The sequence below is a fragment of the Natranaeroarchaeum aerophilus genome (assembly GCF_023638055.1).
Taxonomy (GTDB): domain Archaea; phylum Halobacteriota; class Halobacteria; order Halobacteriales; family Natronoarchaeaceae; genus Natranaeroarchaeum; species Natranaeroarchaeum aerophilum.
The window spans coordinates 116057-138854 of the sequence record NZ_JAKRVY010000003.1 but is presented as its reverse complement, the minus strand read 5'-3'; the positions used below and the strand labels follow the sequence as shown (position 1 = coordinate 138854).

The 22798-nt window shown below is 61.6% G+C and carries 20 protein-coding genes; 10 read left to right on the top strand and 10 right to left on the bottom strand.

Going from position 1 to position 22798, the window contains the following annotated elements:
• Positions 1 to 56 precede the first annotated feature (56 nt).
• A complete protein-coding gene (locus AArcSt11_RS07570; RefSeq protein ID WP_250595985.1) occupies positions 57 to 752 on the top strand; it encodes a V-type ATP synthase subunit D in 696 nt (231 codons plus the stop codon).
• Between the two features lies 1 nt (position 753).
• Entirely contained in the window at positions 754 to 1149 is a 396-nt protein-coding gene (locus AArcSt11_RS07565; protein ID WP_250595983.1) for a DUF6276 family protein, read from the top strand.
• On the opposite strand, the gene pdhA is transcribed toward AArcSt11_RS07565, so the two are convergent.
• Positions 1146 to 2171, bottom strand: a complete 1026-nt coding sequence (gene pdhA, locus AArcSt11_RS07560) for a pyruvate dehydrogenase (acetyl-transferring) E1 component subunit alpha (RefSeq protein WP_250595981.1) — start codon at positions 2169 to 2171, stop codon at positions 1146 to 1148. The genes AArcSt11_RS07565 and pdhA overlap by 4 nt on opposite strands.
• A gap of 96 nt (positions 2172 to 2267) precedes the next feature.
• Between pdhA and AArcSt11_RS07555 the strand changes: the two genes are divergently transcribed.
• Positions 2268 to 2585 (top strand): DUF7991 family protein, encoded by a 318-nt coding sequence (locus AArcSt11_RS07555; RefSeq protein ID WP_250595979.1) that lies wholly within the window; start codon positions 2268 to 2270, stop codon positions 2583 to 2585.
• A gap of 10 nt (positions 2586 to 2595) precedes the next feature.
• On the opposite strand, the gene AArcSt11_RS07550 is transcribed toward AArcSt11_RS07555, so the two are convergent.
• The gene (locus AArcSt11_RS07550; RefSeq protein ID WP_250595977.1) at positions 2596 to 3957 is read right to left on the bottom strand and encodes an acyl-CoA thioesterase/bile acid-CoA:amino acid N-acyltransferase family protein; all 1362 of its coding nucleotides are present in this window, start codon (positions 3955 to 3957) and stop codon (positions 2596 to 2598) included.
• Positions 3958 to 4223: 266 nt separating this feature from the next.
• Here AArcSt11_RS07550 and thrS point away from each other — a divergent pair, with 266 nt between their 5' ends.
• From thrS to AArcSt11_RS07535, 3 genes are all read left to right on the top strand, one after another.
• Positions 4224 to 6173 carry a threonine--tRNA ligase gene (gene thrS / locus AArcSt11_RS07545; RefSeq protein ID WP_250595975.1) on the top strand — a complete coding sequence of 650 codons (1950 nt, stop codon included), beginning with the start codon at positions 4224 to 4226 and terminating at the stop codon, positions 6171 to 6173.
• Between the two features lie 106 nt (positions 6174 to 6279).
• Entirely contained in the window at positions 6280 to 6855 is a 576-nt protein-coding gene (locus tag AArcSt11_RS07540) for a cadmium resistance transporter (RefSeq protein ID WP_250595973.1), read from the top strand.
• Positions 6856 to 6951: 96 nt separating this feature from the next.
• The gene (locus tag AArcSt11_RS07535; protein WP_250595972.1) at positions 6952 to 7662 is read left to right on the top strand and encodes a phosphoribosyltransferase family protein; all 711 of its coding nucleotides are present in this window, start codon (positions 6952 to 6954) and stop codon (positions 7660 to 7662) included.
• Positions 7663 to 7753: 91 nt separating this feature from the next.
• Here the strand turns inward: AArcSt11_RS07535 and AArcSt11_RS07530 are convergent, their stop codons facing one another.
• Together AArcSt11_RS07530 and glmS are read right to left on the bottom strand one after the other, a co-directional pair.
• On the bottom strand, positions 7754 to 8515 hold the full coding sequence (locus tag AArcSt11_RS07530; protein WP_250595971.1) for a hypothetical protein: 762 nt from the start codon (positions 8513 to 8515) through the stop codon (positions 7754 to 7756).
• 64 nt (positions 8516 to 8579) lie between these two features.
• Positions 8580 to 10382, bottom strand: coding sequence for a glutamine--fructose-6-phosphate transaminase (isomerizing) (glmS, locus tag AArcSt11_RS07525; RefSeq protein ID WP_250595970.1), 1803 nt, complete (start codon positions 10380 to 10382; stop codon positions 8580 to 8582).
• Between the two features lie 352 nt (positions 10383 to 10734).
• On the opposite strand from glmS, the gene uppS reads away from it, so the two are divergent.
• The gene (uppS, locus tag AArcSt11_RS07520; RefSeq protein ID WP_353617714.1) at positions 10735 to 11655 is read left to right on the top strand and encodes a polyprenyl diphosphate synthase; all 921 of its coding nucleotides are present in this window, start codon (positions 10735 to 10737) and stop codon (positions 11653 to 11655) included.
• Here uppS and AArcSt11_RS07515 read toward each other — a convergent pair.
• Together AArcSt11_RS07515 and AArcSt11_RS07510 are read right to left on the bottom strand one after the other, a co-directional pair.
• Complete coding sequence (locus tag AArcSt11_RS07515) at positions 11647 to 12780, bottom strand: geranylgeranyl reductase family protein (protein WP_250595969.1); 1134 nt, start codon at positions 12778 to 12780, stop codon at positions 11647 to 11649. The genes uppS and AArcSt11_RS07515 overlap by 9 nt on opposite strands.
• Before the next feature lie 59 nt (positions 12781 to 12839).
• Positions 12840 to 13931 (bottom strand): Gfo/Idh/MocA family protein, encoded by a 1092-nt coding sequence (locus AArcSt11_RS07510; protein ID WP_250595968.1) that lies wholly within the window; start codon positions 13929 to 13931, stop codon positions 12840 to 12842.
• Positions 13932 to 14320: 389 nt separating this feature from the next.
• Here AArcSt11_RS07510 and AArcSt11_RS07505 point away from each other — a divergent pair, with 389 nt between their 5' ends.
• Positions 14321 to 15271: an AAA family ATPase gene (locus tag AArcSt11_RS07505; protein ID WP_250596312.1), complete on the top strand. Its 951-nt coding sequence runs from the start codon at positions 14321 to 14323 to the stop codon at positions 15269 to 15271.
• Here the strand turns inward: AArcSt11_RS07505 and AArcSt11_RS07500 are convergent.
• From AArcSt11_RS07500 to AArcSt11_RS07490, 3 genes are read right to left on the bottom strand one after another with little or no spacing between them, the layout of a single operon-like run.
• Complete coding sequence (locus AArcSt11_RS07500) at positions 15268 to 15762, bottom strand: DUF7519 family protein (protein ID WP_250595967.1); 495 nt, start codon at positions 15760 to 15762, stop codon at positions 15268 to 15270. The genes AArcSt11_RS07505 and AArcSt11_RS07500 overlap by 4 nt on opposite strands.
• Positions 15759 to 17735 (bottom strand): DUF58 domain-containing protein, encoded by a 1977-nt coding sequence (locus AArcSt11_RS16945; RefSeq protein WP_250595965.1) that lies wholly within the window; start codon positions 17733 to 17735, stop codon positions 15759 to 15761. The genes AArcSt11_RS07500 and AArcSt11_RS16945 overlap by 4 nt, the downstream gene beginning before the upstream one ends.
• The gene (locus AArcSt11_RS07490) at positions 17732 to 18637 is read right to left on the bottom strand and encodes a DUF4129 domain-containing protein (protein WP_250595963.1); all 906 of its coding nucleotides are present in this window, start codon (positions 18635 to 18637) and stop codon (positions 17732 to 17734) included. The genes AArcSt11_RS16945 and AArcSt11_RS07490 overlap by 4 nt, the downstream gene beginning before the upstream one ends.
• A gap of 162 nt (positions 18638 to 18799) precedes the next feature.
• Here AArcSt11_RS07490 and AArcSt11_RS07485 point away from each other — a divergent pair, with 162 nt between their 5' ends.
• Complete coding sequence (locus AArcSt11_RS07485; protein ID WP_250595961.1) at positions 18800 to 18961, top strand: hypothetical protein; 162 nt, start codon at positions 18800 to 18802, stop codon at positions 18959 to 18961.
• A gap of 55 nt (positions 18962 to 19016) precedes the next feature.
• Here AArcSt11_RS07485 and AArcSt11_RS07480 read toward each other — a convergent pair whose 3' ends face one another.
• Positions 19017 to 21182, bottom strand: a complete 2166-nt coding sequence (locus AArcSt11_RS07480; RefSeq protein ID WP_250595959.1) for a type B DNA-directed DNA polymerase — start codon at positions 21180 to 21182, stop codon at positions 19017 to 19019.
• A gap of 217 nt (positions 21183 to 21399) precedes the next feature.
• Between AArcSt11_RS07480 and AArcSt11_RS07475 the strand changes: the two genes are divergently transcribed.
• On the top strand, positions 21400 to 22794 hold the full coding sequence (locus AArcSt11_RS07475) for an ATP-binding protein (protein WP_250595957.1): 1395 nt from the start codon (positions 21400 to 21402) through the stop codon (positions 22792 to 22794).
• Positions 22795 to 22798 lie beyond the last annotated feature (4 nt).

Genomic DNA, 22798 nt, shown 5'->3' with positions numbered 1-22798 from the left:
CGCTCGCGGCCGAATCTGGTAACAGTTATCCGGCTGGGTTCGTTAGGAGAGAGCAAATGGCCAAAGACGTAAAGCCCACTCGGAAGAACCTGATGGCGATCGAGGATCGCATCGAGCTCTCCGAACGCGGCCACGACACGCTCGAAAAGAAGCGTGACGGCCTCATCATGGAGTTCATGGACATCCTCGATCAGGCACAGGACGTCCGGGCGGATATGGAAGCCAACTACGAGGACGCCCAGCGGACGATCAATATGGCCCGCGCGATGGAGGGTGACGTGGCCGTCCGCGGTGCTGCCGCCGCGCTCCACGAACACCCCGAGATCACCACGGAGTCGAAAAACATCATGGGCGTCGTCGTCCCCCAGATCGAGTCCACCCGGGTACGAAAGACGCTCGACCAGCGCGGCTACGGCGTGCTCGGCACCTCCTCGCGCATCGACGAGGTCGCCGAGAGCTACGAGGAGCTGCTTGAGTCGATCATCCTCGCCGCCGAGGTCGAGACCGCGATGAAGAAGATGCTTGACGAGATCGAGACGACGAAACGCCGCGTCAACGCTCTGGAGTTCAAACTGCTGCCCGATCTGTACGACAATCAGGAGTACATCGAGCAGAAGCTCGAAGAGCAGGAGCGAGAGGAGATCTTCCGCATGAAGAAGATCAAGGAGAAAAAGGAAGAAGCCGAGGCCGAAGAGAAGGCCGAAGCCGAGGCGGAAGCCGCCGCCCTCGAAGAGGCGCAGGCGAGCGACTGAGATGGCCTGTCCGGCCTGTGGCGACGATGCGACAGTCGCCGCGGTGCCGGAGCGACTGCGTGAGTACGTCCCAGGGAACGCCGACCGGGTCGCGATCTGTTCTAGCTGTCTCTCGATGTCGCCCACCGACGAGTCACCTGCCGACTCGGCCACGGTATCCGCGCTCAGTGACCCAATGCCTGCCGACAGCGAGGCCACGGTCGGCGTCGTCGTACTCGTGAACCTGCTGGAGTCGCTGGCGCACAACCGCGCCGCGATCGAGTCCCTCGTTGGCTGGCTCGAAACTCGTGGTGTCGACGTCTTTCTCGTGCTCGATCGCCTCGCCGCCGATCCGGAGCTGGAGCCGGATGCCGACCTCGAACGACGACTCCCGCAGGTCGAGCAGTTCGTCGGCTAGTTCTGTTCCCCGACAGGGCCCACTGTCGAGCGCTGCCGCCGTAGCTCCGCAGGGAGTCGGTCGTACACGTGATCGAACACGTCGTCGGGCTCCGGGTCGGCCATCGCCTCGACGTGCTCGACGGCGTCGTCGACCGCAGCGTCGGCGTCCTCACGAATGTCCGCGATCGTCTCGTCGTCGAGTAGTCCGTGCTCGCGGAGATATGTCTCGTAGCGCTCGATGGGGTCGCCAGTGCGCCACTCCGGGAGATCCGATTCTTCCTCGCGGTATCGTGAGGGGTCGTCGCTGGTCGTGTGTGCGCCCAGCCGGTAGGTCAGGCTCTCGATCAGCACGGGGCCGGACTCGCGGGCGGTCGACAGCGCGTCCGCGACGCATTCGGCGACTGCGATGGGGTCCATCCCATCGACCCGTTTTCCCTCAAAGCCGTAGGCGGTCGCTTTTTGTGCGATCGTCTCACTGGCAGTCTGGCGCTCGCGCGGCAGCGAGATGGCCCAGCCGTTGTTCTCACAGCAGAAGACGACCGGGGCGTCGAACACTCCGGCGAAGTTCATCGCCTCGTGGAAATCACCCTCGCTGGTCGCGCCGTCACCAAAGAGCGTCAGGATCGCCGTCTCGTCGCCGCGATGTCGTGCTGCCATCCCGAGCCCCACGGCGTGGGAGAGCTGGGTGGCGATCGGAACGGCCTGCGGGAATACCGGAATATCGTGACCCGACTGGAACTCGGCGTACCCCTTCCGGAAGGCAAAGAGATCGCTCATGGGGACGCCGCGAGCAATCTGGGCGGCGTTCGAGCGGTAGGTCGGGACCAGCCAGTCGGTCGTCGCCATGGCGTGGGCGACGCCGACCTGCGTCGCCTCCTGGCCACGAAAGGGTGGGTAGCCGCTCATCCAGCCGCGCCGCTGCAGGGCGATCGCCCGATCGTCGAACGTCCGGGCGCGCACCATCTCGCGGTAGAGATCGATGGCTTCCGACTCGGTCACCGCCGTCTCCTCGACGTCACGCTCGGCGATCGCCCGGTGCATACTCCACACTCACGCGCTCGTGGCAAAACGGTTGTCCCGCCTCAGGCGGTCGTCGCTTTCCGACAGGACAAAGACCGAGCGGCGACTAGTCCGTGTATGGTTGCAGTGAGTACGGTGATCGGATACGGGATCTTACTGGTCGTCCACACGGCGATGGCGGCGATCGTCACGCGCTTTTTCCGGATTCGGTTGACGACCAACTGGGGTGCAGCGTTATATGCGGCGATCCTGATTCCGATGTTGCTGGTCGCCTCGACGATGCTGCTCAGTGGTCCGTTCGGCATCGGTACCGCCGCGGCCGACCGCACGACGGCGCTGATCGTCGTGATCGGGATTCCGCTCACGCTTGGCATCACGATCGATCTGCTCTGGATGCCCCACCCGGACGAGGTCGAACTTCCCGATACGACGTGATCAGTCGAGCTTACTTTTCAAGCCCCGATCGCAGATAGTCGAGGACTACTGGCCAGGACTCGGCTTCCGCGGCGGCGATCCCGGCAGGTGTCCCACCGTGCTGTCGGCCATCAATAGCAACCCGATCAGGGGTGGGACTGTACGGTGCGAATATGCTGTGACCTGCGTCTTCGTAGGCGAGATGCTCGTACTCGTGGGCATACTCGGCGCTATCGAGCCAGTCGATCGCACGATCGGTGTACTCCGTTGCGGGAGCGGTGGTGTCGTCTTCGCCGGTCACGTAGAGCACCGGTGCGTCGATCTCCTCGACGGGGATCCGTGCTGCCTCGATCTGTTCTTCGCTTGCCCGCCCGAATCCGGCTTCGATCGCCGGTCGGGTGCGTCGCTGGTCCTGACTGAACTCGCTTTCCGTCCACGGTAGCTCGACGTACGGAAGCGGTTCGTCGCTGTCGGAAAACGGGCTGCCATCGAACTGAGAGAATCCGAACACGTAGGGAATCGTCGAGTACGGGACGACGACGCCAATGTCGTCTCGCCGAACACCCAGTAACTGGGCGACGGTCCCGCCCAGCGAAAAGCCGACGGCTCCTACCTCCGAGGTGACGCTATCGAGCCCGCTGAACCAGTCGACTGCCCGGTCGAAGTACTCCATCGGGACGTGAACCTGCTCGTCGGGAATGGCCTGATGGTCGCCGAAGTACTGGACCACGCAGGCGGCGATGCCGTTAGCGGCTAGCTGTAGGGCGTACTGTCCTGGCGGTTGACCGTCACCGCCGTGCAGTACCAGCACGCCGGGATGTGGACCGGCCCCCTCCGGCAGCGCGGCTCTGATGACGAGGTCGTCGTCGTCCGGCTCCCGTTGTTCGATGCCAGTCGGTGCCAGCACTCGGGGTATCTGTCGGCTGGCGAGTTGCTCCTCGCCGCCGTAGACGGCGACGGTCACCGGCTGCGTTCGACCCTCGCTTTCGCCGACCGACGGCGGGTCCAGCGGCAGATCGAGTCCCCCAATCATCGACCAGACGATACCCATCGGATCTGCAGCGTCATAGGTACCTTCGATCGGGGCTGTGTCGCTGGGGTCCACGACGCCGTCCTCGTCAGCCTGAAACATCGCTCGCGACCTGAAGACGGTGGACACTCCGCCCTGAGCGAGTTCCATCGCGGCCACCACCGTCACCGTTTGCTCGGCGTCCAGTCCGGTCACCCGGAGATCGAGTGCCTCGTCGACCAGCGGTTCCGACTTCGACTCGATGGTGGCACCACCGCCGCGGAGTCCTGCACAGCCGGCTAGCGCGGCCAGTCCGCCACCGACGATCGTTCCGAGTACAGTTCGACGCGTCCGACGGCCTCCTGCGGCAGGGTTTCTATCCATATTTTTTATTTTATTCTCTATTACTATATAACTTATGGAAATTTTGCATATTTGTAGATCTTATCTAATAATAGATGGCATTTCCCTCCGGTTGTCTATCCGCTGGAATCCCGGTCGTTCCGCAACGCTTTTCCTACCGCCAGCGGTACTGTGGCGTACAGATGGCAGGTGGCTGCTTTACAGGCCGGGCGCTCGCCCGTAACTAACTACAACTCCCGCCTGCCGATTCTCTCGCTGGTCACCCCCGACCAGCCGGAGGTGTACCAATGTCTCAGGATGTAGATTCAGCGGACGACATATCGGTAGTACTGCCCGACGGCTCCGAGCTCAGCGTCGAGCGCGGCGCGACCGTCGAGGACGTCGCCTACGAGATCGGGCCCGGCCTCGGCCGCGACACGGTCGCCGGTCGTATCGACGGCGAACTCGTCTCGAAGGACGAGCCGATCACGGAAAGCGGCGCGAACATCGAGATCGTCACCGAGGACTCCGACGAGGCGATCCGCGTGATGCGCCATTCGGCCTCGCACTGTCTCGCACAGGCCGTCGAGCGGCTGTACGACGACGTCCAGCTAGCCATCGGCCCGCCGACCGACGAGGGCTTTTACTACGACTTCGACGACATCGACCTCGACGAGGCCGACTTCGAGGAGATCAACGCCGAAATAGAAGAAATCATCGAGGCCGATTACGAGATCGAGCGTGAGGAAGTGTCGATCGAGGAGGCCCGCGAACGGCTGGCCGACCAGCCGTACAAACTCGAACTCCTGGAGGAGTTCGCCGACGAGAACGACACGGTCACCTTCTACAGCCAGGGCGAGTGGGAGGATCTCTGTGCCGGCCCACACGTCGAGTCGACCGGCGAGATCGGTGCCGTTGACCTGCTGGAGATTGCCGCAGCCTACTGGCGCGGCGACGAGGAGAACCCGATGCAGACCCGGGTCTACGGCACCGCGTTCGAGAGTGAGGACGATCTCGAAGCGTTCCACGAGCGAAAGCGCGAGGCCGAGCGTCGCGACCACCGCAAGATCGGCGCGGAGATGGACCTGTTCTCGATTCAGGACGTCACCGGGCCGGGGCTGCCGCTGTATCACCCGCCGGGCAAGACGATCCTGCGCGAACTCGAATCGTTCGTCGCCGACCTGAACCTCGATGCGGGCTACGAGTACGTCGAGACGCCGCACCTGTTCAAGACCGACCTCTGGGAGAAAAGCGGCCACTACGAGAACTATCAGGACGACATGTTCGTCTTCGATGTCGACGAGGACGAGTACGGTCTCAAGCCGATGAACTGTCCGGGCCACGCCGCGATCTTCGACGATAGCTCGTGGTCCTATCGGGACATGCCGATCAAGTACGCCGAGAACGGCAAGGTCTATCGCAAGGAACAGCGCGGCGAGCTCTCGGGGCTCTCGCGGGTCTGGGCGTTCACCATCGACGACGGCCACCTGTTCGTCCGGCCCGAGGACATCCGCCAGGAGGTCGAGCAGATCATGGACATGATCGACGACGTGCTGACGACCTTCGACTTGGAGTACGAGGTCGCGCTCGCGACCCGGCCCGACAAAAGCGTCGGGAGCGACGAGATCTGGGAGCGCGCCGAGTCCCAGCTCGAAAGTGTGCTCGAAAGTCGTTCGATGGAGTACGAGGTCGAGGAGGGCGACGGCGCGTTCTACGGCCCGAAGATCGACTTCGCGTTCGAGGACGCCATCGGTCGCCGCTGGGACGGACCGACGGTCCAGCTCGATTTCAACATGCCCGAGCGCTTCGACCTGTCCTACGTCGGTGAGGACAACGAGGACCACAAGCCGGTGATGATCCACCGCGCCCTCTATGGTAGCTACGAGCGCTTTTTCATGGTCCTGATCGAGCACTTCGCGGGCAACTTCCCCCTCTGGCTCGCCCCCGAGCAGGTCCGGGTGCTCCCGATCAGCGACGCGAATCTGGGCTACGCTCACCGCGTCAAAAACGAGTTCGACGAGTTCCGCGTCGAGGTCGACGATCGCGACTCGACCATCGAGCGCAAGATCCGCGCCGCCCACGACGATCGGGTACCCTACATGATCATCGTCGGCGACAACGAGGAGGAAGACGGTAACATCTCCGTCCGGGACCGCTTCGAGGAACAGGAGTACGACGTCGAGATCGACGAGTTCCTCGATCACCTCCGAAGCGAACGCGACGAGAAACGGACCGAACCTGACTTTCTCGCCGAGTGAGGGGCGAATCGAGTGAGGCGAATGGTTTCAGAGCGAGCAGGGCTGGCGACACGGGAGAGTCAACCGAAAACTACTATGGGATTCCGGTAAGAGAACTGGGATATTCGTGGAGACGGTCTTGCTGCTTGGCGTGTGGTTGTTCGCCGTAACGCATCTGGATGCGCTTGTCGTCATCAGCGCATTCTGTGCGGACAACGATTATCGAACCTGGGAGGTACTTGTCGGGCACTACGTGGGATTTTCTGTCGGTCTCGCCGGTGCAGTCCTCGGGGCTCTCATCGCCGGTGAGATCCTGGCGGACTGGACGTTTCTCCTGGGCGTCGTTCCGCTCAGTATCGGTCTGTGGGGACTCATCAGCCGCCCGCCCGAAACCGTCGTCGAAGAATCGTCGGTCGTGCCGACCACGATCGGGCGTATTGGCGTGGTTGCCGTCGCCGGGATCGGCCTCAGCGGCGAGAACATCGCCGTATACATCCCCTTTTTCGCCGATCTCTCGCCGGAAACGTTGGCAATCGTCATCGGCGTGTATCTGGTCGGTGCTGGGGTCGTGTTTCTCGTCGCGCTGGCCCTCGTCTATCGCGTCGCAACCGAGGGGATCTCCGACCGACTCGACCGCTGGCTCGTCCCCACTGTGCTCGTCGTCGTGGGGGGCTACGTCATCCTGAGCGGTCTGGTCGTATGATGTCGGCCTTGCCAGTCTGATAGACCACGTATGTGGGTTAGACTCCACTATTCAGGGATCGAAACCACCATGCTTGTGGAAGCGTGCATATGTCGTATGAACAGAGCAGAGAAGGCGGCTCTCCAGTTGCGCGCCGTCTCCGTCCTCCGGATGCTCAAGGAGACGCGCACATACGACGAGTTGGCCGAGCTTACCGGCCTTCCGGCGGGCGATCTCAACCGCTACGTCAACGGGCACGTCCTGCCGAGCGACGAGCGGGCCCGCGAGGTCGTCACCGGGGTCGGCCGCGACGCGCTCGCCGAGGAACTCGAAGCCCGCGTGCAAACGGACGACGAGGGCTACGTCGACAACTCGACGATCGTCTTCGATCAGTCGTTTCTGGATCTCGTTGCACCTGTCGCCGCCGAGTCCTTCGAGTTCGACCGCCCCGATGTCGTCCTCACCGCCGCGACCGACGGCATTACCCTCGCCGCTGCTATCGCGAGCTACTACGGCGGGCGAGCAGCCTATGCGAAAAAGTCCAAAGAGACTGCCGTCGAGGAGTTCATCGAGTCGCGCCAGCGCCTCCAGTCGGGAATCGAGTTGACCTACTACCTGCCGGCCGCCGCGATCGACGAGGGCGACACCGTGCTTGTCGTCGACGATCTCATTCGGTCGGGTGAGACGCAGGAACTACTGCTCGATATCGCCCAGCGCGCCGGCGCGGAGATTGGCGGCGTCTTCACCCTGATCGCGGTCGGCGACGACGGCATCGAGCGCGCCCGCGAGCGGACGGACGCACCGGTGAACGCGCTCATCGAGTTCTGATAGTGTTTCGTCTCACTGGTTACCGCCGATCGCCAGGCCGGTACCGTCGGTCGGCGGTAATTGGCGAGACGAAACACTATGAGCGCTCGATTTATTCCGACCGGAAGGCGTCCGCGACGCAGTCCGGTCCGGCGAACGAGAGGGTTCGACGGGTTCTATCGAACTCAATGAGCTCGGTCGAGAGCAGGTTCGGGAGCACGTCCTGCCGCAGTTCGGTGCGTAGCTGTTCGGGCGTCACGTCGCTTTGATCACGCGCTTCCAGTTCTTCCAGCACTGCACCCAGCGTGACCGGTTCGGGTGCGGCGTCGACGAGTATCTCCAGTACGATCCGCTGCTGGCGATGTCGCAGCTGTTCGCCATCGTCAGTGACAGACACCACAGCGCCGGTCGAGTGGTCGGACGATGGCTCGTGTTCGTCGCTCGCCACTGAGATCAGAGCAGTACGGGAGTGCAGTGCCACGCCGAGTGCGAGCCCCAGCAACGCACCGATCATCGAGAGGACAAGCAGGACGAACGTCGGCTCGGCAACGCTACCGCCCTCACCAGCCTGGTGGACGATGAGCCCGCCTGCAAGGCCTGTAAAGCCGATTACGCCGACGAGCATCCACGTGATAGTGTCCCAGAGAGCTGCCGGCTCGAACTCGCTGGCTGCGAGCCAGTACGCGCTGTAGAGAATTGTCGCAGTGAGCCCCACGACGACGAGGAACTCCGCAGCCCACCAGGCGGGCGGCTCGGGATGGGTCACGACGTGTTCGAGTGTCAATCCGCCGAGTAGCACGCCGATGACGACGAGAATACTCGCCGGGAGTCGCCGGTCGTACAGCGGCGAGCCGTGTTGGGGCTTCGAGAACATGCGGTGCCGAAATTAGCGCAGTGAGCGCTATCAACTTTTCCCGTCACCCGATTAAACACGTTCCTCATTCGACCGTGACGCTTTTCGCGAGATTTCGGGGTTTGTCGATCGGCCGCCCCATATCTCGTGCGATCCAGTAGGCAAGCAACTGGAGCTGAACGTTCGCGAGCAGGGCGGCGATCTCGGGCTCCGTTTCGGGTACCGAGAGGACGTGCTGGGCGTACTGTTCGACGTTTGCTTTCCCATCGGTGACGGCAACGACCGGCGCGCCGCGAGCCTGTACCTCTTTGACGTTCCCGACCGTCTTCCTGGCCCGCTCGTCGTCACCGGTGACCATCGCAATGATGGGCGTCTCGGTCGTAACGAGTGCGATCGGACCGTGTTTGAGTTCGCCAGCGGCAAAGCCCTCGGCGTGTTCGTAGGAGATCTCTTTGAGTTTGAGTGCGCCTTCGAGTGCGATCGGGTGCTGTGGGCCACGGCCGATGAAAAAGTAGGCCGCGGAGTCGACTAACTCGGCCGCTACCTCGCGGGCGCTATCGTCGTCGAGGATCGACTGGACCTGCTCCGGGATCGCACGAAGTGCAGCAATGTGACTGGGGTCGGCGTCGCCACCTCCGAGCCACAGCGCGAGCAGGTGGAGTGCGGTCTGCTGATTCGCGAACGTTTTGGTCGCGGCAACGCCGATCTCGGGACCGGCTCTGACGAACAGGGCGTGATCACACTCGCGTGCCGCGGAACTCCCAACGGTGTTGGTGATGGTAAGCGTCTCCGCCCCTGCCGCCTGTGCGGCGCGGAGCGCCCCAAGTGTGTCGGCAGTCTCACCGCTCTGGGTGACGCCAATAACGAGTGGAGTGTCACCGGCAAGAGCACGGTCACCGTACTCGCTCGCCAGGAACGTCTGGGCGGGAATCCCCCGCGCACGGAATAGCTGTGCACCATACAGAGCGGCATGATAGCTGGATCCACACGCGAGGAGGTGGATCCTGTCAACTGACTCGCGCTCGAGCTCCAGATCCAGCGAAACCTGCTCAGCCTCCTCATCGACGCGCCCGCGGAGGCATTTCCTGAGCGCCCGCGGCTGTTCTGTGATCTCTTTGAGCATGTACTGTTCGTACCCACCTTTTTCGGCATCTTCGGGATCCCAGTCGATCGTCGACACCGATTTGTCGATCTCGGTCCCCTCACTGTCAGTCACAGTTACACCGTCCGAAGTCACACGGACGAACTCACCGTCGTCGAGATAGGAGACACGGTCGGTGTACTCGACAAAAGCCGGGACATCACTGGCGAGATAGTAGCCGTCATCCCCGAGGCCGACGACCAGCGGTGAGTCCCGTCGCGTCGCGAAGAGTCCGTGGCCGTCAGCGAAGGCTGCGACGACCGCGTGGCTCCCTGTTAGTCGGTCGATCGCATCCCTGAACGCAGACATCCGATCGCCGCCCCGATCCAGCGCCTCTTCGATGAGATGGGGGATCACTTCCGTGTCGGTTTCGCTCTCGAAGACGTGGCCTTGCTGCGTGAGTTCGGCTTTGAGCGTCTCGTAGTTCTCGATGATGCCATTGTGTACGACTGCAACCTCGCCAGTGCAGTCGGTATGTGGATGGGCGTTCGCGTCGGAGGGCGGTCCGTGCGTGCTCCAGCGTGTGTGCCCGATCCCGGCCGATACGTCGTCCGGAGCCACCGTGGCGAGCGCCTCGGTCAGCGCGTCGACCTCCCCCGTACGCTTGATGACGGTGAGATCGTCGTCTGCGAGCGCGACGCCAGCCGAATCGTAGCCCCGGTATGCGAGGCTGGAGAGACCAGTATCCAGTACGTCGAGTACGGCCGGATTGCCCGAACGGTCAACGTAGCCGATGATCCCGCACATTATCTGACAACAGCTCGCCCGACATCTATCGGTCCCTGTAGCGTCGCACTCGTCACTGCAGTTACGTCCGGCACAGCGGTCGTCCGGAGTCCGATGCTGCCATTTCCTCCGGAGTGTGTGTAACCTGCGGGCAGGGCTGTGGAGGCCGTGTTCATTTTCCCGACCATGCTCCAGAATTTACGGAAATACAGGGAAAAACCCCCGCCTTTCAGGCCGAGGGGGATGTCAATTGCTCGAACGCGACTCGGGCCGACGAGATGGGGGTCAACAGCCAACTCCGTTTCCCTGCGCGGCCATCATATGACAATCGGTTGGCAAACGTACATCATGGAGGGGGATCTGTACTCTAGTAATGCAAGGGTGGCTCGAACGACGCGTGCAGTCACTGTACGAGCAGTTACTACGGACCGATCTCGACGAGGTGCCCACACACGTCGCCGTGATTCAGGATGGGAACCGGCGATACGCCCGGGAACGCGGTGACGCCGTGACGAACGGTCACAGAGAAGGAGCAGAGACGACCGAACAGGTGCTTGAATGGTGCGAGGAACTGGGTATCGAAGAACTGACGCTGTACGCGTTCTCGACGGAGAACTTCGAGCGTCCGGCCGACGAGCGCGAGGCCCTGTTCGACCTGATCGAGGGGAAGCTTCGCGAGTTCGCTGACGCCGATCGAGTCCACGAGAACGGGGTCTGTATTCGCACACTGGGCGATATCGAACGCCTGCCGGACCGTGTACAGGAGGTTGTCGACTACGCCGAAGAGCGTACACGCGAGTATGATTCGTTCGTTCTGAATATCGCACTCGCATATGGCGGTCGATCGGAACTGCTCTCGGCGACACGGCGGATCCTTCAGCAGGTCGAAGAGGGCACGCTTTCCCCCGCCGATCTGGACGTCGAAACAGTCGAGAGCCAGCTCTATGATCGCCCGGTTCGCGCCGTCGACCTCATCATCCGGACGGGCGGCGACGAGCGGACGAGCAACTTCCTGCCGTGGTATGCCAACGGCAACGAGGCTGCGGTCTACTTTTGCACGCCGTACTGGCCGGAGTTCTCGAAACCGGAGTTCCTCCGCAGTATCCGTACGTACCAGCATCGTGAGCAAGCTTGGCAACGTACGCGACTCAGCCGCGCGCTCACACTCGTCAAAGGACTTGGGGATACCAGAACCGAAGAGGCACGACGGATCCTCGAGGGGTCGAACGACGTTCCGGACGTGGACGGAGTCGGACCCGCGCTTCCTGTCGAGGACGACGCCGACTCAGCGTGAGAGCAGTGCGCCGAGTTGCTCCCGTGAGAACAGCGACGTGGGGCGGTCCATGTGGACGCCGATCTCGCCCGAGAGCGCGCGCAAGCCAGTGCGCTGGATCGGTTCCGGGAGGCTGTACGCGCGCCGAAGTAGATGCCCCAGTTGAATCTCGCGGGACAGCTCCTCGCGCCAGGCGTGTTCGTACGCCTGCAGGGTTGGCGGCCAGTCCGGATCGATCGTTCGCGCGGCATGATCGGCAGCAGTCATGCTGTAGAGAATCCCACCGCCAGTAAACGGTTTGGTCTGGGCGGCGGCGTCGCCGATGAGAAAGCCCCGTCGCGTTGTGATGCGCTCGGGTGGGCCGATCGGGATCGCCCCCGAGCAGGTTCGATCGAGGTCGACGCCGTACCCAGTCTGGAGCCGCTCGAACAGCTCTCTCACATTATCGCCCGGTGGAGCCGCCAGTCCGTACTCGACGCCAGCATCGCCCCGCGGGATTCGCCACGCGAAAAAGCGCGGCGCAGTGAGATGGACATCGACATAGTCGGCGTGATCGGGGGTAGGATCGAACCCCAACACGCCATGCAGGAGTTCGTCTGGGTCATCGAGACCGAGGGCGTCCCGGACACGGGAACGCGGCCCATCACAGCCAGCCACCATCTTCCCTTCGACAGTGATCGTGTCTTCCGGTGTCGAGGCGGTCACTGTGACCCGATCTTCGTGCTCTTCGATTTCGGTGACTGTGTGGTGATCGCGGACGTCCGCACCGGCATCGCGTGCGAGGTCGGCGAGGTGGCGATCCAGCCCGACCCGGTCGATGACGTTCGAGATCGTCTCGTCCCGGTAGAACAGTCCCGCGTGGTCGAGCTGGCGTCCGGCCTCGCGAGCGCGTTCGTCTGCGGAGTTCGCGGTGCGTTGCGGTTCGTCGACGTGAAAGCGTGCGCCACGAATTTCGTTCTGGAGGAGTTCATTGCGCGCGTCAGGGCCAGTAAAGTCCCAGATGTCGGTGCTGACGTGGCCCGAACAGGCCAGTGGATCGCCGATCTCCCCTTTCTCGAAGACGAGGACGTCGTGGCCCTCTTCGGACGCACGTCGAGCAAACCGCGCACCTGGGGGGCCACAGCCGACGACGACGAAGTCGTACATTCGTTAGTTGTCTGTCAGCGGCCGAGAATATATACTCCGTGCGTTGACGGGTGTCTCGATCAAGCAATCTTCGATAGGTCCACTCGCTGGGGCTCTCCCGACTCGGCACACCGATACATCGCGTTGATCATCGCAACTGACGTGATCGCCTCCGCACCGGTTCGGATCGGTGCGTCCCCGCCCCGCACGACACGGTCGAAATACACGAGGGGCCGATCGTGCGCCTCTATATCTTCGTCCGGGGTGACGGCTATCGATTCTTCGACTAGGTCACCATCGTTGTCGGTCGCCAGCGTGACTGTCGACGTGCCGACCTCGGTCCAGTCCCACCGGATCGCACCCTCGGTCCCTTCGATTTCTGTCACGTCTCGTTCCTCGCCGTGTGTTCCGGACGCTCGTTCATAGGTTACCTGCACGTCGCGCTCGTCGGTGCGGTAAACGAGCGTCGCACCCCCGTGCGTTTCGACGTCGAACGGGATGTCCTCGGGATCGACAGCCGTCTCGGGCTGGGCAGTCCAGGCGTGTTTGACGTCGACGCTATCAGGTACGAGGAGGTCTTCGAGCGTGGCGAACTCGTAAGGGCCCCAGTCCATGACGATCCCGCCGCCACCTTTCGAGCGGTCGAGGAACCACTTCGATTCCGGCTGATACTCGATCCCGGGGCGACCCCGCTGGCTGCGGGTGATCCACGTGACGTGGTACGGATCGCCGATCGCTCCCTCATCGATCAGTTGCTTGACGCGCTCGGTGCCGGGCGTCCGGTAGTGACGACAGTTACACGAGCCGAGGAGACGGTCGTTCTCCCTCGCGGCCTTGAGCATCGCTTCGGCTTCATCGAGGGCTGGCGCCAGCGGTTTCTCGCATAATACGTGTCGGCCGCTTTCGAGCGCCGCGATCGTCTCGTCGTGGTGGGTAAACGGCGGCGCTGCGACAACGACGAAGTCGTCCGGATCGACCGCCTCCGATAGCATCGACTCGCTGTCCTCGTAGAGGCGGACGTCATCGACGGCCTCCGCGAACCGCTTGCGGGCAGCTGGGGTCGGGTCCGCTGCGGCGAGTTCGATCTCGTCGGCGTTCGGGAGCAATTCGACGGCTTCGGCGTGGCTGCGGGCGATCGCACCGGCGCCGATGAAATAGATAGTCGTTGACATACCTCGTAGTTCTCGGGCTCGGGAGAAAAAACGATGCGATTCGAGGGCTCAGTCGGGATCGATCCAGCGATGGCCGGGGCGGTTCTGCCAGCCGATGGAACGTGGGGTGCTCGGGAGTCTGACGACTGTCTTCTATCTTCTTACAGCGAGAGAATCCCGCCGTTCACGGCGTTGACGAGAGCAAAGCTCTCGTTCGCACACCAGAACGCCTCGCGCTCTGGGGACGGGCGTGAATCGCGTCACTCAACTACGCGAACCACCGCTCGATACGGACTCTGTCAGCGACTGGGAGACATCCGTCCGGGGTGTCGTGCCGACGAACCATCTACTGCGGTTCTCGCGAGGAGGCCAATCTTTGTCCCCTGGTAGTCAATAGGCAACATATGACCATGAGCATCGACGACGCAAGTGCACAGTGTGATGCTGTGCTGACCGAAGTCGAAAACGCGGTTATCGCTGACCGGTCGTTTCTCGAAACGGTGTTGCTTGGTGTGCTCGCCAGGGGCCACGTTCTCCTCGAAGACGTCCCGGGAACCGGAAAAACACTGACTGCTCGAAGTATGGCCACGGCACTGGGCCTGTCGTTTTCACGTGTGCAGTTTACCCCTGATCTCCTCCCAGCAGACGTGACTGGCACCCACGTTTTCAACGAGCGCGATCGTACCTTCGAGTTCAACGAAGGGCCCATTTTCGGGAACGTCGTGCTTGCTGATGAAATCAATCGGGCGCCACCGAAAACCCAGAGTGCACTACTGGAAGCGATGGAAGAGCGACAGGTCACGGCCGATGGGGAAACCCGTGAACTGCCGGACCCGTTTTTCGTCATCGCGACACAGAACCCCGTCGAACAGGAGGGTACCTTCGCTCTGCCCGAGGCACAGATCGATCGGTTCGCCGTGAAGGCCAGCATGGGGTATCCGAGTTACCAGGGGGAGGCAGAACTCCTGTTTCGGCGAGATGGTCGAGAGGAACGGAGTCCCTCTGTCGATCCCGTACTCACTCCCGATCGTGTTCGTGCGCTACAGCGTGTTCCCGAGACCGTCCGCGTCGACGAGGATCTCATCCTGTACATGCTCGATATCAGCCGCAGAACGCGGGAGGAGTCACGTGTGAGCGTCGGCGTGTCGCCGCGCGGTGCACAGCGGTTGTTCGAAACGGCACGAGCGCAGGCGGTTATCGAAGGCCGTGAGTACGTAACCCCGGATATCGTGAAGACGGTTGCCAAACCGGTGCTCGCCCACAGACTCGTGCTGACTGCCGATGCACGGGTCAACGACGTGGAGAAACAGGCGGTAATCGACAGTGTGCTCGAAGCGGTCGAAGTTCCGACTGTCGACTAGCGTAGTGATTCCAGCAACAGGACTGCAGCGAGCAATAACAAGAACAGGGCCGTGATCGGTTGATCGCTGGTGCCGGTCATGTACAGTCCGTATGCGATGCTAACCGTTATGATGCCAACCCCAGTGCTCGCGGCTATGTGGACTGCTTCGAGACGTCTCGTGTCAGCTGCTCGTCCCAGCTGTTCCCCGACGCTGATCGCGTTCGTGCCGATATCCCACGCCAGTACTGCAGCAGTGACACTGATGAGCACCGGGCCAACTGCCGTGGTCTCTACACCAGCGAGAATCGCGCCCACGAACAGGCCGAACGCACCCACCGTGACTGCAGTATACAGTCCACGGATGAGCCCCACGAGGATGAGGGCCAGTCCTACTGCGCCGATAGCGAGGGCCGGCCACGAGTAGAACGCGCTGAGCCCGAACGCAACGACCGCAGCACACCCTGCTACCAGACTGCTGTGCTGTGCCGGATCTCGATCAATGGGGTTCATCGCGACCACCGCTCGTTGAATCGGGCAAGCGTGGCAGTGATCGAGTCGTCCCAGTCCCAGTCGATAACCGGAATCCCGTTGCTTCGAAGGTTCGAAACCCGAAGTCGTCGGGCGACCCGTGCGAATCGCTGTGCAGTCGTCTGGCTGGCGGTCGGATCGAGGCTGATCACCGTGACCGGATAGCCGTGTTCCTCGAGCCGCCTGGCAAACTGCCCCCCGAATTCGTCACACAGCGGTGTGAGAACGATTACCTGTGTACCCGCAGACAGTCGTTTTCTGAGGCGGTTGCGGTGTTGAACCACCACTGATCGAGTCTCTCTCGGCACCGGGGAGAACGCAGGATGCGTTGCGAGCAGTTCTCGTGCGGTGTCCCTGTGATCAACACCGGTGCCTGGGGCGAGCCAACAGGCGTTGTCGCCCAGTGAAGCGATACCCACTCTGTCTCCCGAATCGGCCAGCGTCACGAACAGCTGTCCGGCGGCGTCGACCGCACGGTCGAGTGCATGTTCGGCGTCCGGATCGGGCGAGACGTACGCTTCCTCGCGGGTGTCGACCACGATGACGACGCTCGCCGAACGCTCGTTCCGGAACTCGACCGTTGTGAGCTCACCAGTCCGGGCGCGACGGTTCCAGTCGATCCGACTCATCGGATCGCCCGGGCGGTACTCCCGGGTCGCATAGAACTCGACCCCGTCTCCGCTGGTCGCCGTCTCGATATGACCCACCTCTCGGGTCGCCTGTGCTCGAAGCGGGATCGGTTCCGGTATCGCGCGTAGCGGCGGAATACAGGTCAGCGTTGTTTCCGTGTAGAGTTCTCGCTCCTGCTCGGCTGCGGCCGCGAGGTCGCGTGCGATCAGCGTCGCTGGCCCAAACGTATGGACGCCTCGACGGGCAGTCACTGCATAGGTGTACGATCGACTCTCTCCTGCCCGCAGTGCCGTGCCGATACGCGGTGAGCTATCCGTCACGGCGAGCGATGCTGGGACACCGTCGACGAGTCGCAGATCCGCCAGCGCCTGCTCGCTGTCGTTTGTGATGGTGACCGTTACCTCGACTTCCTCACCCGGTTCCGGCCGCTCAGTACTGAGCGTTCGAGAGAGGGAGACACTACGAGGCGCCAGCGCCGATGAGCGGGCGTACGCCGCGTAGCCGATGCCGACGGTGCCTGCAAGCAGTATCGACGGCTGCTCGACGAGAATCCCGACGCCGATGCTCACCAGGGCCACGACACTGACGCCCGTCCAGTGCCCCGTCGAGTGTGTTGCACGTCTGAGAGTGTCGTTCGTCTCGGGGTCAGTGGTGTTTCTGACGTCGTTTGCCCGTCCCGTAGATCGATTCCGCGCTGTCCTGTTGCTGGATTCCGCTCGTCGGTCCGCCTGTTGTCCCGAACGTTTGCTCGCTCCTTCGTTCGAGGGTGCGGCCACGCCAGCAGCCGCGGCAATCGCGTCGACGACGTGTCGAACGTGACGCTCGAGTGGTGACTCACGTCGAAGAGCGTTCCCCACACGAACACGGAGCGGCGGCGTCGGGGCCCGTTCGTCACCGAGAAACGCAGCCGCATACACGTCGTCAGTCCAGGTTCCTGCATCGACTGCCTCCTCCGCCTCGGCTGTGGAATGGGGTCCGTACTGGGAGAGTACAGTAACAGCGGCTGCACGGAGTCCTTCGCGAAGACGAACCCGGGGAAAGTAGAGTCGCCTGTCGCCCAGAAACCGCTCGAGTTCGTCTTCTAACTCCTCACCTGGTGGCGAGGTCGAAATCGGCCGTTCCGGGTCAGGTGGCACAGCCTCATCGCGATCCTCGCGTCGGCGAACCAGCATAACGCGAAGCGCCTGCAGGAGGACCACGCCACCGACCACGGAGATCACAACCTGTTCGAGCGTGACCGCTACCAGTCCGGGGAAGACGATCGCAAGAAGACTGAGCCCAAGTGAGAGAGTACCGATCGCAAGCGCGACGCGGCGATAGTTCACGGCTCTTCTTCTGCGTATCGGTTCTCGATCCGACGGAAAATCGTGATTGCCTGGCGTTCCCGCTCTTCGGATGGTTGTGTGTTGCCGTATCGAACGTCCTCGAACAGACGGGTGAGTTCAGTTACGTCGTCACGGCCAAGACCCGTCTCGGCGGCAGCAGCGGCGAACTCCCCCGGAGTAGTTGATCCGGGGTTATCGACATCGGTCAAGTCGGCCATTTCCCGCCAGGCCCTGTACACCTCGTTATCGACATTCTCCTCCGCTTCGAGCCGGTCGGCCGCCCGTCCTGCTGCTCGGCCGATGGCCGCAGCGTTCTCACCGTCCCCAGTAGACTGGTGTACAGACTCGTCGCTGTCCTCGGTCCGTGTGCTCAACAGTGCAAGGGCCCCACCGATGATAGTGAGTCCCACCACGACCACTACGAGTAGTGCTGGTGGGGATGGCTGTGTTGGATCGACGCCACTCCCATCGCCCCAGCCCTCACCACTGCCGTCGCCGACCGGAGTCTCGTCACCTGGCTCCAGTCCTGCTATATCCGGCGGGACAGCTGTCGGATCCAGCACTGCTGAGAGAAGGTACATTGCCACGAGCGAGACGGCGAGCACTAGAAACATGGCAAGTGCCTGTCGCCGGTAGAGAACCACGTATGCAATGAGCCCCAGTAGTAACACGACGGCGAGAATCGCAAGTATCTCGTCGAGGTACGGAATCGTAATTGTCTCGCCGGGAGGCGACTCCGATTGGGTGACTGGTACTACCCCACTGCCGCCGTCACCAGTCCCAACAGTTCCGTCTCCACCTCCTCCCTCGGGACGAACCGTCGAGTCCAGCGTCGCTGCTGCGTAGGCGACTGCAAAAATGGCCATTCCGGCGATTATCGCCGATCGTGTGGACTCGTTCATTTCGTTCGAATCGCGCCCCGGTTTGTGACGATACGATCGTATGAGTACATTGTACTACCAACGTCAAGAAGATGGTGTGCAATCGTGGGGTAACGACTGTGTTCGGTGGGGAGCAAGGCGGATGAAAAATCCCGATTTCAGAAATCGTGATTTCTTTTCCGGGTGAACGACCGAACTGGCTACTCCGAAGCTCCTGTCGGCGTCGACGGCGAGTGGCGTGGAATCGACGTCAGGGCAATGCCCGATGAAACGCGGGTGATTGACTTCGACCTAACAGAGCAGCGGCGAGACGACCTTCCCAATGGCGACGTTCTGGGAGACTAGACCATACCACTGTCACAAACCCAGGAAATGGCTCTGTTGAAATTCTCACCAACACTTAGCTGTCGTCGAACTCGGTGAAGGCAGACAGGTTCATTTCCCGAGTCTCAGCGATGGTACGTTGAATCTCCGTTCGGTCCCAGCCGAGCGGTGACAAGACGCTTTCAACAGCTCGGACGAGCTGCGTCTCGTAGTACGAGGCGTCGTAGGTCTCGACATCTTCATGGACAAGTGAGACGCGGTCCCGAGAGGTCTTCTCGTCGTCAACAACGACATACTCGATATCTTGGCCCGGATGAACAGCGAGACCGTGATCGCGTGCCCGCTTCAGGGCTGCCACGTTCTGGGTGTTCTGCGTATAGCCTTCGAGTGGCTTTGAGACTCGATTGCGCTTGACGAGTCGGTCCACTGCAACCTCTCCGTTATGCAGTGCCTCGATTGCTCGTTCGAGACGTCTGAGCACTGCGTCGGGAGATCGTGTGCCAGCAAGCCGGTCGAGGCAGTCTCGCTGGACATCCTCGATGAACGGCGGAGTGGTGCGTTGTCGGGCTTCGAGACCTCTGATCTTGAACTCGTCCGCACCTGCAACTTTCCCGAAGTACTTGGTCAGTGCGCCAGCATCGCTCTCGCGCTGGGGGACGAACGCCACCCAGTCATACTGTGCCTCGTGTTCGAGCCGGATCTCGACCGCCTCAGTGATGTTCGTTGCGAGGGTTTCGAGGGCCTCGCGCTCATCGTCGTCGACGTCGGGATCCGGTGTCACCCAGATTGAGTCGACGATACCGTGGACAACGCGCCACCCGCTGGCTTCCAGCCGCTCTTTGGCTTCTAGCAGAATCTCGCGAGCGAATGCGTTGATCGCCTCGTGGCACTCGATGCGGCCGAACTTTGCGTTGCTGAACCCTTGATAGCCGAAGCAAGCGACGAGGATCCATTTCAGCGCTCCCGACCGCCCTTCGAGTTCCGCCAGCCGATCCTCGTCGGGATTGTCACGTTGGTTTTCACGGTGGATGGCTGTCTTGATCTCGTCGCGAGCGTCGATGATCGGTTGCAATACGTCGACGAGATAGCCTCGCGTGTCACAGATCGAGTAGCCGAGTTCGGGGACGTCCTCGCGGTCGCTGTGGCAGTCACAGCGAATCACATCTGGGGAGACGTTTCGCGTGCAGATGATATTCGGATACAGGCTCGAAAAGTCGAGCTCGTGGACGTTCTCGTGTAAGCCGACTTCGGGCGCGAAGATGAACCCACCCCGGTCGGCGTCGTGAAGCGTCCCCATCGGCTTGTAGAACTCGTGACGCCAGGAGTTCCACGGGACGAGGACGCCCCGGTCGTGAGCCTCGCAGATCTGGATCGCCGTGAGCACGTTCCCGATCGACGCCCACGCGAGTTCCTGGACCGGCTTCGTCGAGCGTGACACGAGATCGAGGACGCCGTCGAGGTTCGTCTCCCCGTAAAAGAACGTGTTCGACTCGTCGACGATGGCCCGACCGGGCACGTTGTACCGCGCCGGGGAGTGTCCCACCTGACCGTAACTCGAGTACGTCGACTGGCTCGCAAGTTGCTGGTAGTCCACGCCGGGCCACCGACTCAGCGTGAACTCGTCGATGTTCGCCGCCGTCGCCATCTCGTACAGCGTCGGAATGATGTCGCTCGTCGAGCACACCAGGACATCGGGATCACGTGTCTCGATTTTCGTCTGGACGCCAGTGAGGATATCCCTCACCGACCCAGTGATGGTTTCGCCAGCGACAGTCAACTCCTCGTACACGTCGTTGCTCGTCTCGGTCACCGGGACGCCGAGTCGGAGCGTCGATAGCTCGTTCGCTGGCGTCGGATCGATGCTGTTCTCCAGACAGTAGCGGAACTCCCGTGAGAGGTCCACATTGAAGCAGGCAAGGTCACCAACCGGATACTCTGACAGTTGCCGTGTTTGCCGGGCGAGCCCAGTGACGCGGTTGACGTGCTCGACGTCGACAGCGAGGACCGACTCCTCATCACGTCGAAAACCGGGACGTCGAGAAACCATCTCGGTCGCGTCAACGTCCGGATGCTGGTCGTACATCGATTGGAGTGCCGTGAGATCGAGATCGGCGTTAGGATCGCGAGTAGCAACGTAGAACCGTGGCGTGTACTCGTCAGTCTCGGTGACGACTGCGCCAGCAGTGGTTGCCTCCCACTCCAGAACGCGCCCATCGTCCAGAAAGTCGATCGTAAACGGCATCTGATGAGTATGAGATCCGACTCGTGCATAATTCGTGGCGTGTCCCTTCCGGAGTCAATATACAGGACTTCAGAACGCTGATTGTAGTCGATTTGGGCCTCCACGACCGGCTCTTGTGTTTCCACTGTGATTTCCGGAATCAACCAGTCGCTTCCAGGTGTTGTGCAGCAACGCGGGAAAGACATAAGTCATTATCGCAGTAATCATTATCTAGAGAATGACCTTCCACGATCGGCACGAGGAACTCGACGCCCTCGAAACAGCGTTCGAATCGCCGGGCCACGAGTTTTTCGTCGTCTATGGTCGCCGCCGTGTTGGGAAGACGGAACTCCTCAAAGAGTTCTGTTCCGATCAGCCACATATCTACTTTCTCGCATCACAAGAAGCCGAACACCGACAACGTGAGAAGTTCGTTGAACAAATTGCTACGTATTGTAACGACCGAATCCCCCGCGTTGATGGATGGGATGAGGCATTCGAGTACCTCGGTGAGAAGCTCGCGTTAGAGCAACTCGTCGTCGTCATCGATGAGTTCCCGTATCTGGTCGAAGAGAACGATTCGCTCCTCTCGTACGTCCAGTCGTTCGTCGACCAACAGCTCCAGAACACCGAATCAATGGTCGTGCTGTGTGGCTCCAGCATCAGTACAATGGAGTCGGAGATTCTTGGCCACGAGAGCCCGCTCTACGGCCGCCGAACAGGGCAGATAGATCTCAAACCGTTCTCCTTTCGAGAGGCTTGCGAGCTCCTCACGTACGATCTCGACGACGCGATACGGTCGTACGCGATCACGGGTGGGACTCCGATGTATATACAGCTCTTTGACTACGCCCGATCACTCGCTGAAAACATCCAAACTGAGATCCTCTCACCAACAGCTGTCCTCTACAACGAGCCCGAGTTTCTACTACGCACCGAGCTACGAACCCCGGCTCGATATATGAGTATCCTTGAGGCAGTCGCGACCGGGCACACAACCCCGAACGAAATCGCTGGCGCGACTGGCATCGGTTCTGGCCCATTGTCGAAGTACTTGCAGACCCTTCGACGACTGCGTCTCATCGATCGGGAAGTCCCAGTAACTGCGTCGGCAAAACAATCCAAACGCTCCCGATATCAGGTTGCAGATGAGTTCCTGCGATTCTGGTTCCGTTTTGTCGAACCCAACCGGTCGAGTATCGAGGAAGCTCCATCAGTCGTGTATGAGGGGACAATCGAACCGGCACTTCCCGACCATGTCGCAACGACGTTCGAGGATGTCTGTCAAGAAGCGGTCTGGGAAGCAATTCGAAGCGACGAACTCGGGCCGTACTCCGAAGTCGGTCGATGGTGGTACGGCGAAGACGAGATCGATATCGTCGGCCTTGCGCCAAACGATGACCGGATACTGCTCGCAGAATGTAAGTGGACAACTGATCCCATCGGCTACTCGGTCGCTGCGAAGTTGCGCGACAAAGCTGACAGAGTTCGCTGGGGGCCAGACCAGCGCGACCAGGAATTTGCCCTGTTCTCGAAGGCTGGGTTCGCCGACGGCGTAGCCGAAGCACTTGACGACAACTGGTCGCTCTTTAGCCTGTCCGAATTGGAGACGCTTCTTTCAGAGTCGTCCTAGGCTT

What these genes read in the sequence shown, in the direction of transcription:
- AArcSt11_RS07535 (WP_250595972.1), top strand. Translation starts at nt 6,952, where the DNA reads ATGAACAGAGCAGAGAAGGCGGCTCTCCAGTTGCGCGCCGTCTCCGTC.
- glmS (WP_250595970.1), bottom strand. Translation starts at nt 10,382, where the DNA reads ATGTGCGGGATCATCGGCTACGTTGACCGTTCGGGCAATCCGGCCGTA.
- AArcSt11_RS07475 (WP_250595957.1), top strand. Translation starts at nt 21,400, where the DNA reads ATGACCTTCCACGATCGGCACGAGGAACTCGACGCCCTCGAAACAGCG.
- AArcSt11_RS07505 (WP_250596312.1), top strand. Translation starts at nt 14,321, where the DNA reads ATGAGCATCGACGACGCAAGTGCACAGTGTGATGCTGTGCTGACCGAA.
- thrS (WP_250595975.1), top strand. Translation starts at nt 4,224, where the DNA reads ATGTCTCAGGATGTAGATTCAGCGGACGACATATCGGTAGTACTGCCC.
- AArcSt11_RS07500 (WP_250595967.1), bottom strand. Translation starts at nt 15,762, where the DNA reads ATGAACCCCATTGATCGAGATCCGGCACAGCACAGCAGTCTGGTAGCA.
- AArcSt11_RS07480 (WP_250595959.1), bottom strand. Translation starts at nt 21,182, where the DNA reads ATGCCGTTTACGATCGACTTTCTGGACGATGGGCGCGTTCTGGAGTGG.
- AArcSt11_RS07490 (WP_250595963.1), bottom strand. Translation starts at nt 18,637, where the DNA reads ATGAACGAGTCCACACGATCGGCGATAATCGCCGGAATGGCCATTTTT.
- AArcSt11_RS07555 (WP_250595979.1), top strand. Translation starts at nt 2,268, where the DNA reads ATGGTTGCAGTGAGTACGGTGATCGGATACGGGATCTTACTGGTCGTC.
- AArcSt11_RS07570 (WP_250595985.1), top strand. Translation starts at nt 57, where the DNA reads ATGGCCAAAGACGTAAAGCCCACTCGGAAGAACCTGATGGCGATCGAG.
- AArcSt11_RS07550 (WP_250595977.1), bottom strand. Translation starts at nt 3,957, where the DNA reads ATGGATAGAAACCCTGCCGCAGGAGGCCGTCGGACGCGTCGAACTGTA.
- uppS (WP_353617714.1), top strand. Translation starts at nt 10,735, where the DNA reads ATGCAAGGGTGGCTCGAACGACGCGTGCAGTCACTGTACGAGCAGTTA.
- pdhA (WP_250595981.1), bottom strand. Translation starts at nt 2,171, where the DNA reads ATGCACCGGGCGATCGCCGAGCGTGACGTCGAGGAGACGGCGGTGACC.
- AArcSt11_RS07510 (WP_250595968.1), bottom strand. Translation starts at nt 13,931, where the DNA reads ATGTCAACGACTATCTATTTCATCGGCGCCGGTGCGATCGCCCGCAGC.
- AArcSt11_RS07530 (WP_250595971.1), bottom strand. Translation starts at nt 8,515, where the DNA reads ATGTTCTCGAAGCCCCAACACGGCTCGCCGCTGTACGACCGGCGACTC.
- AArcSt11_RS07515 (WP_250595969.1), bottom strand. Translation starts at nt 12,780, where the DNA reads ATGTACGACTTCGTCGTCGTCGGCTGTGGCCCCCCAGGTGCGCGGTTT.
- AArcSt11_RS07565 (WP_250595983.1), top strand. Translation starts at nt 754, where the DNA reads ATGGCCTGTCCGGCCTGTGGCGACGATGCGACAGTCGCCGCGGTGCCG.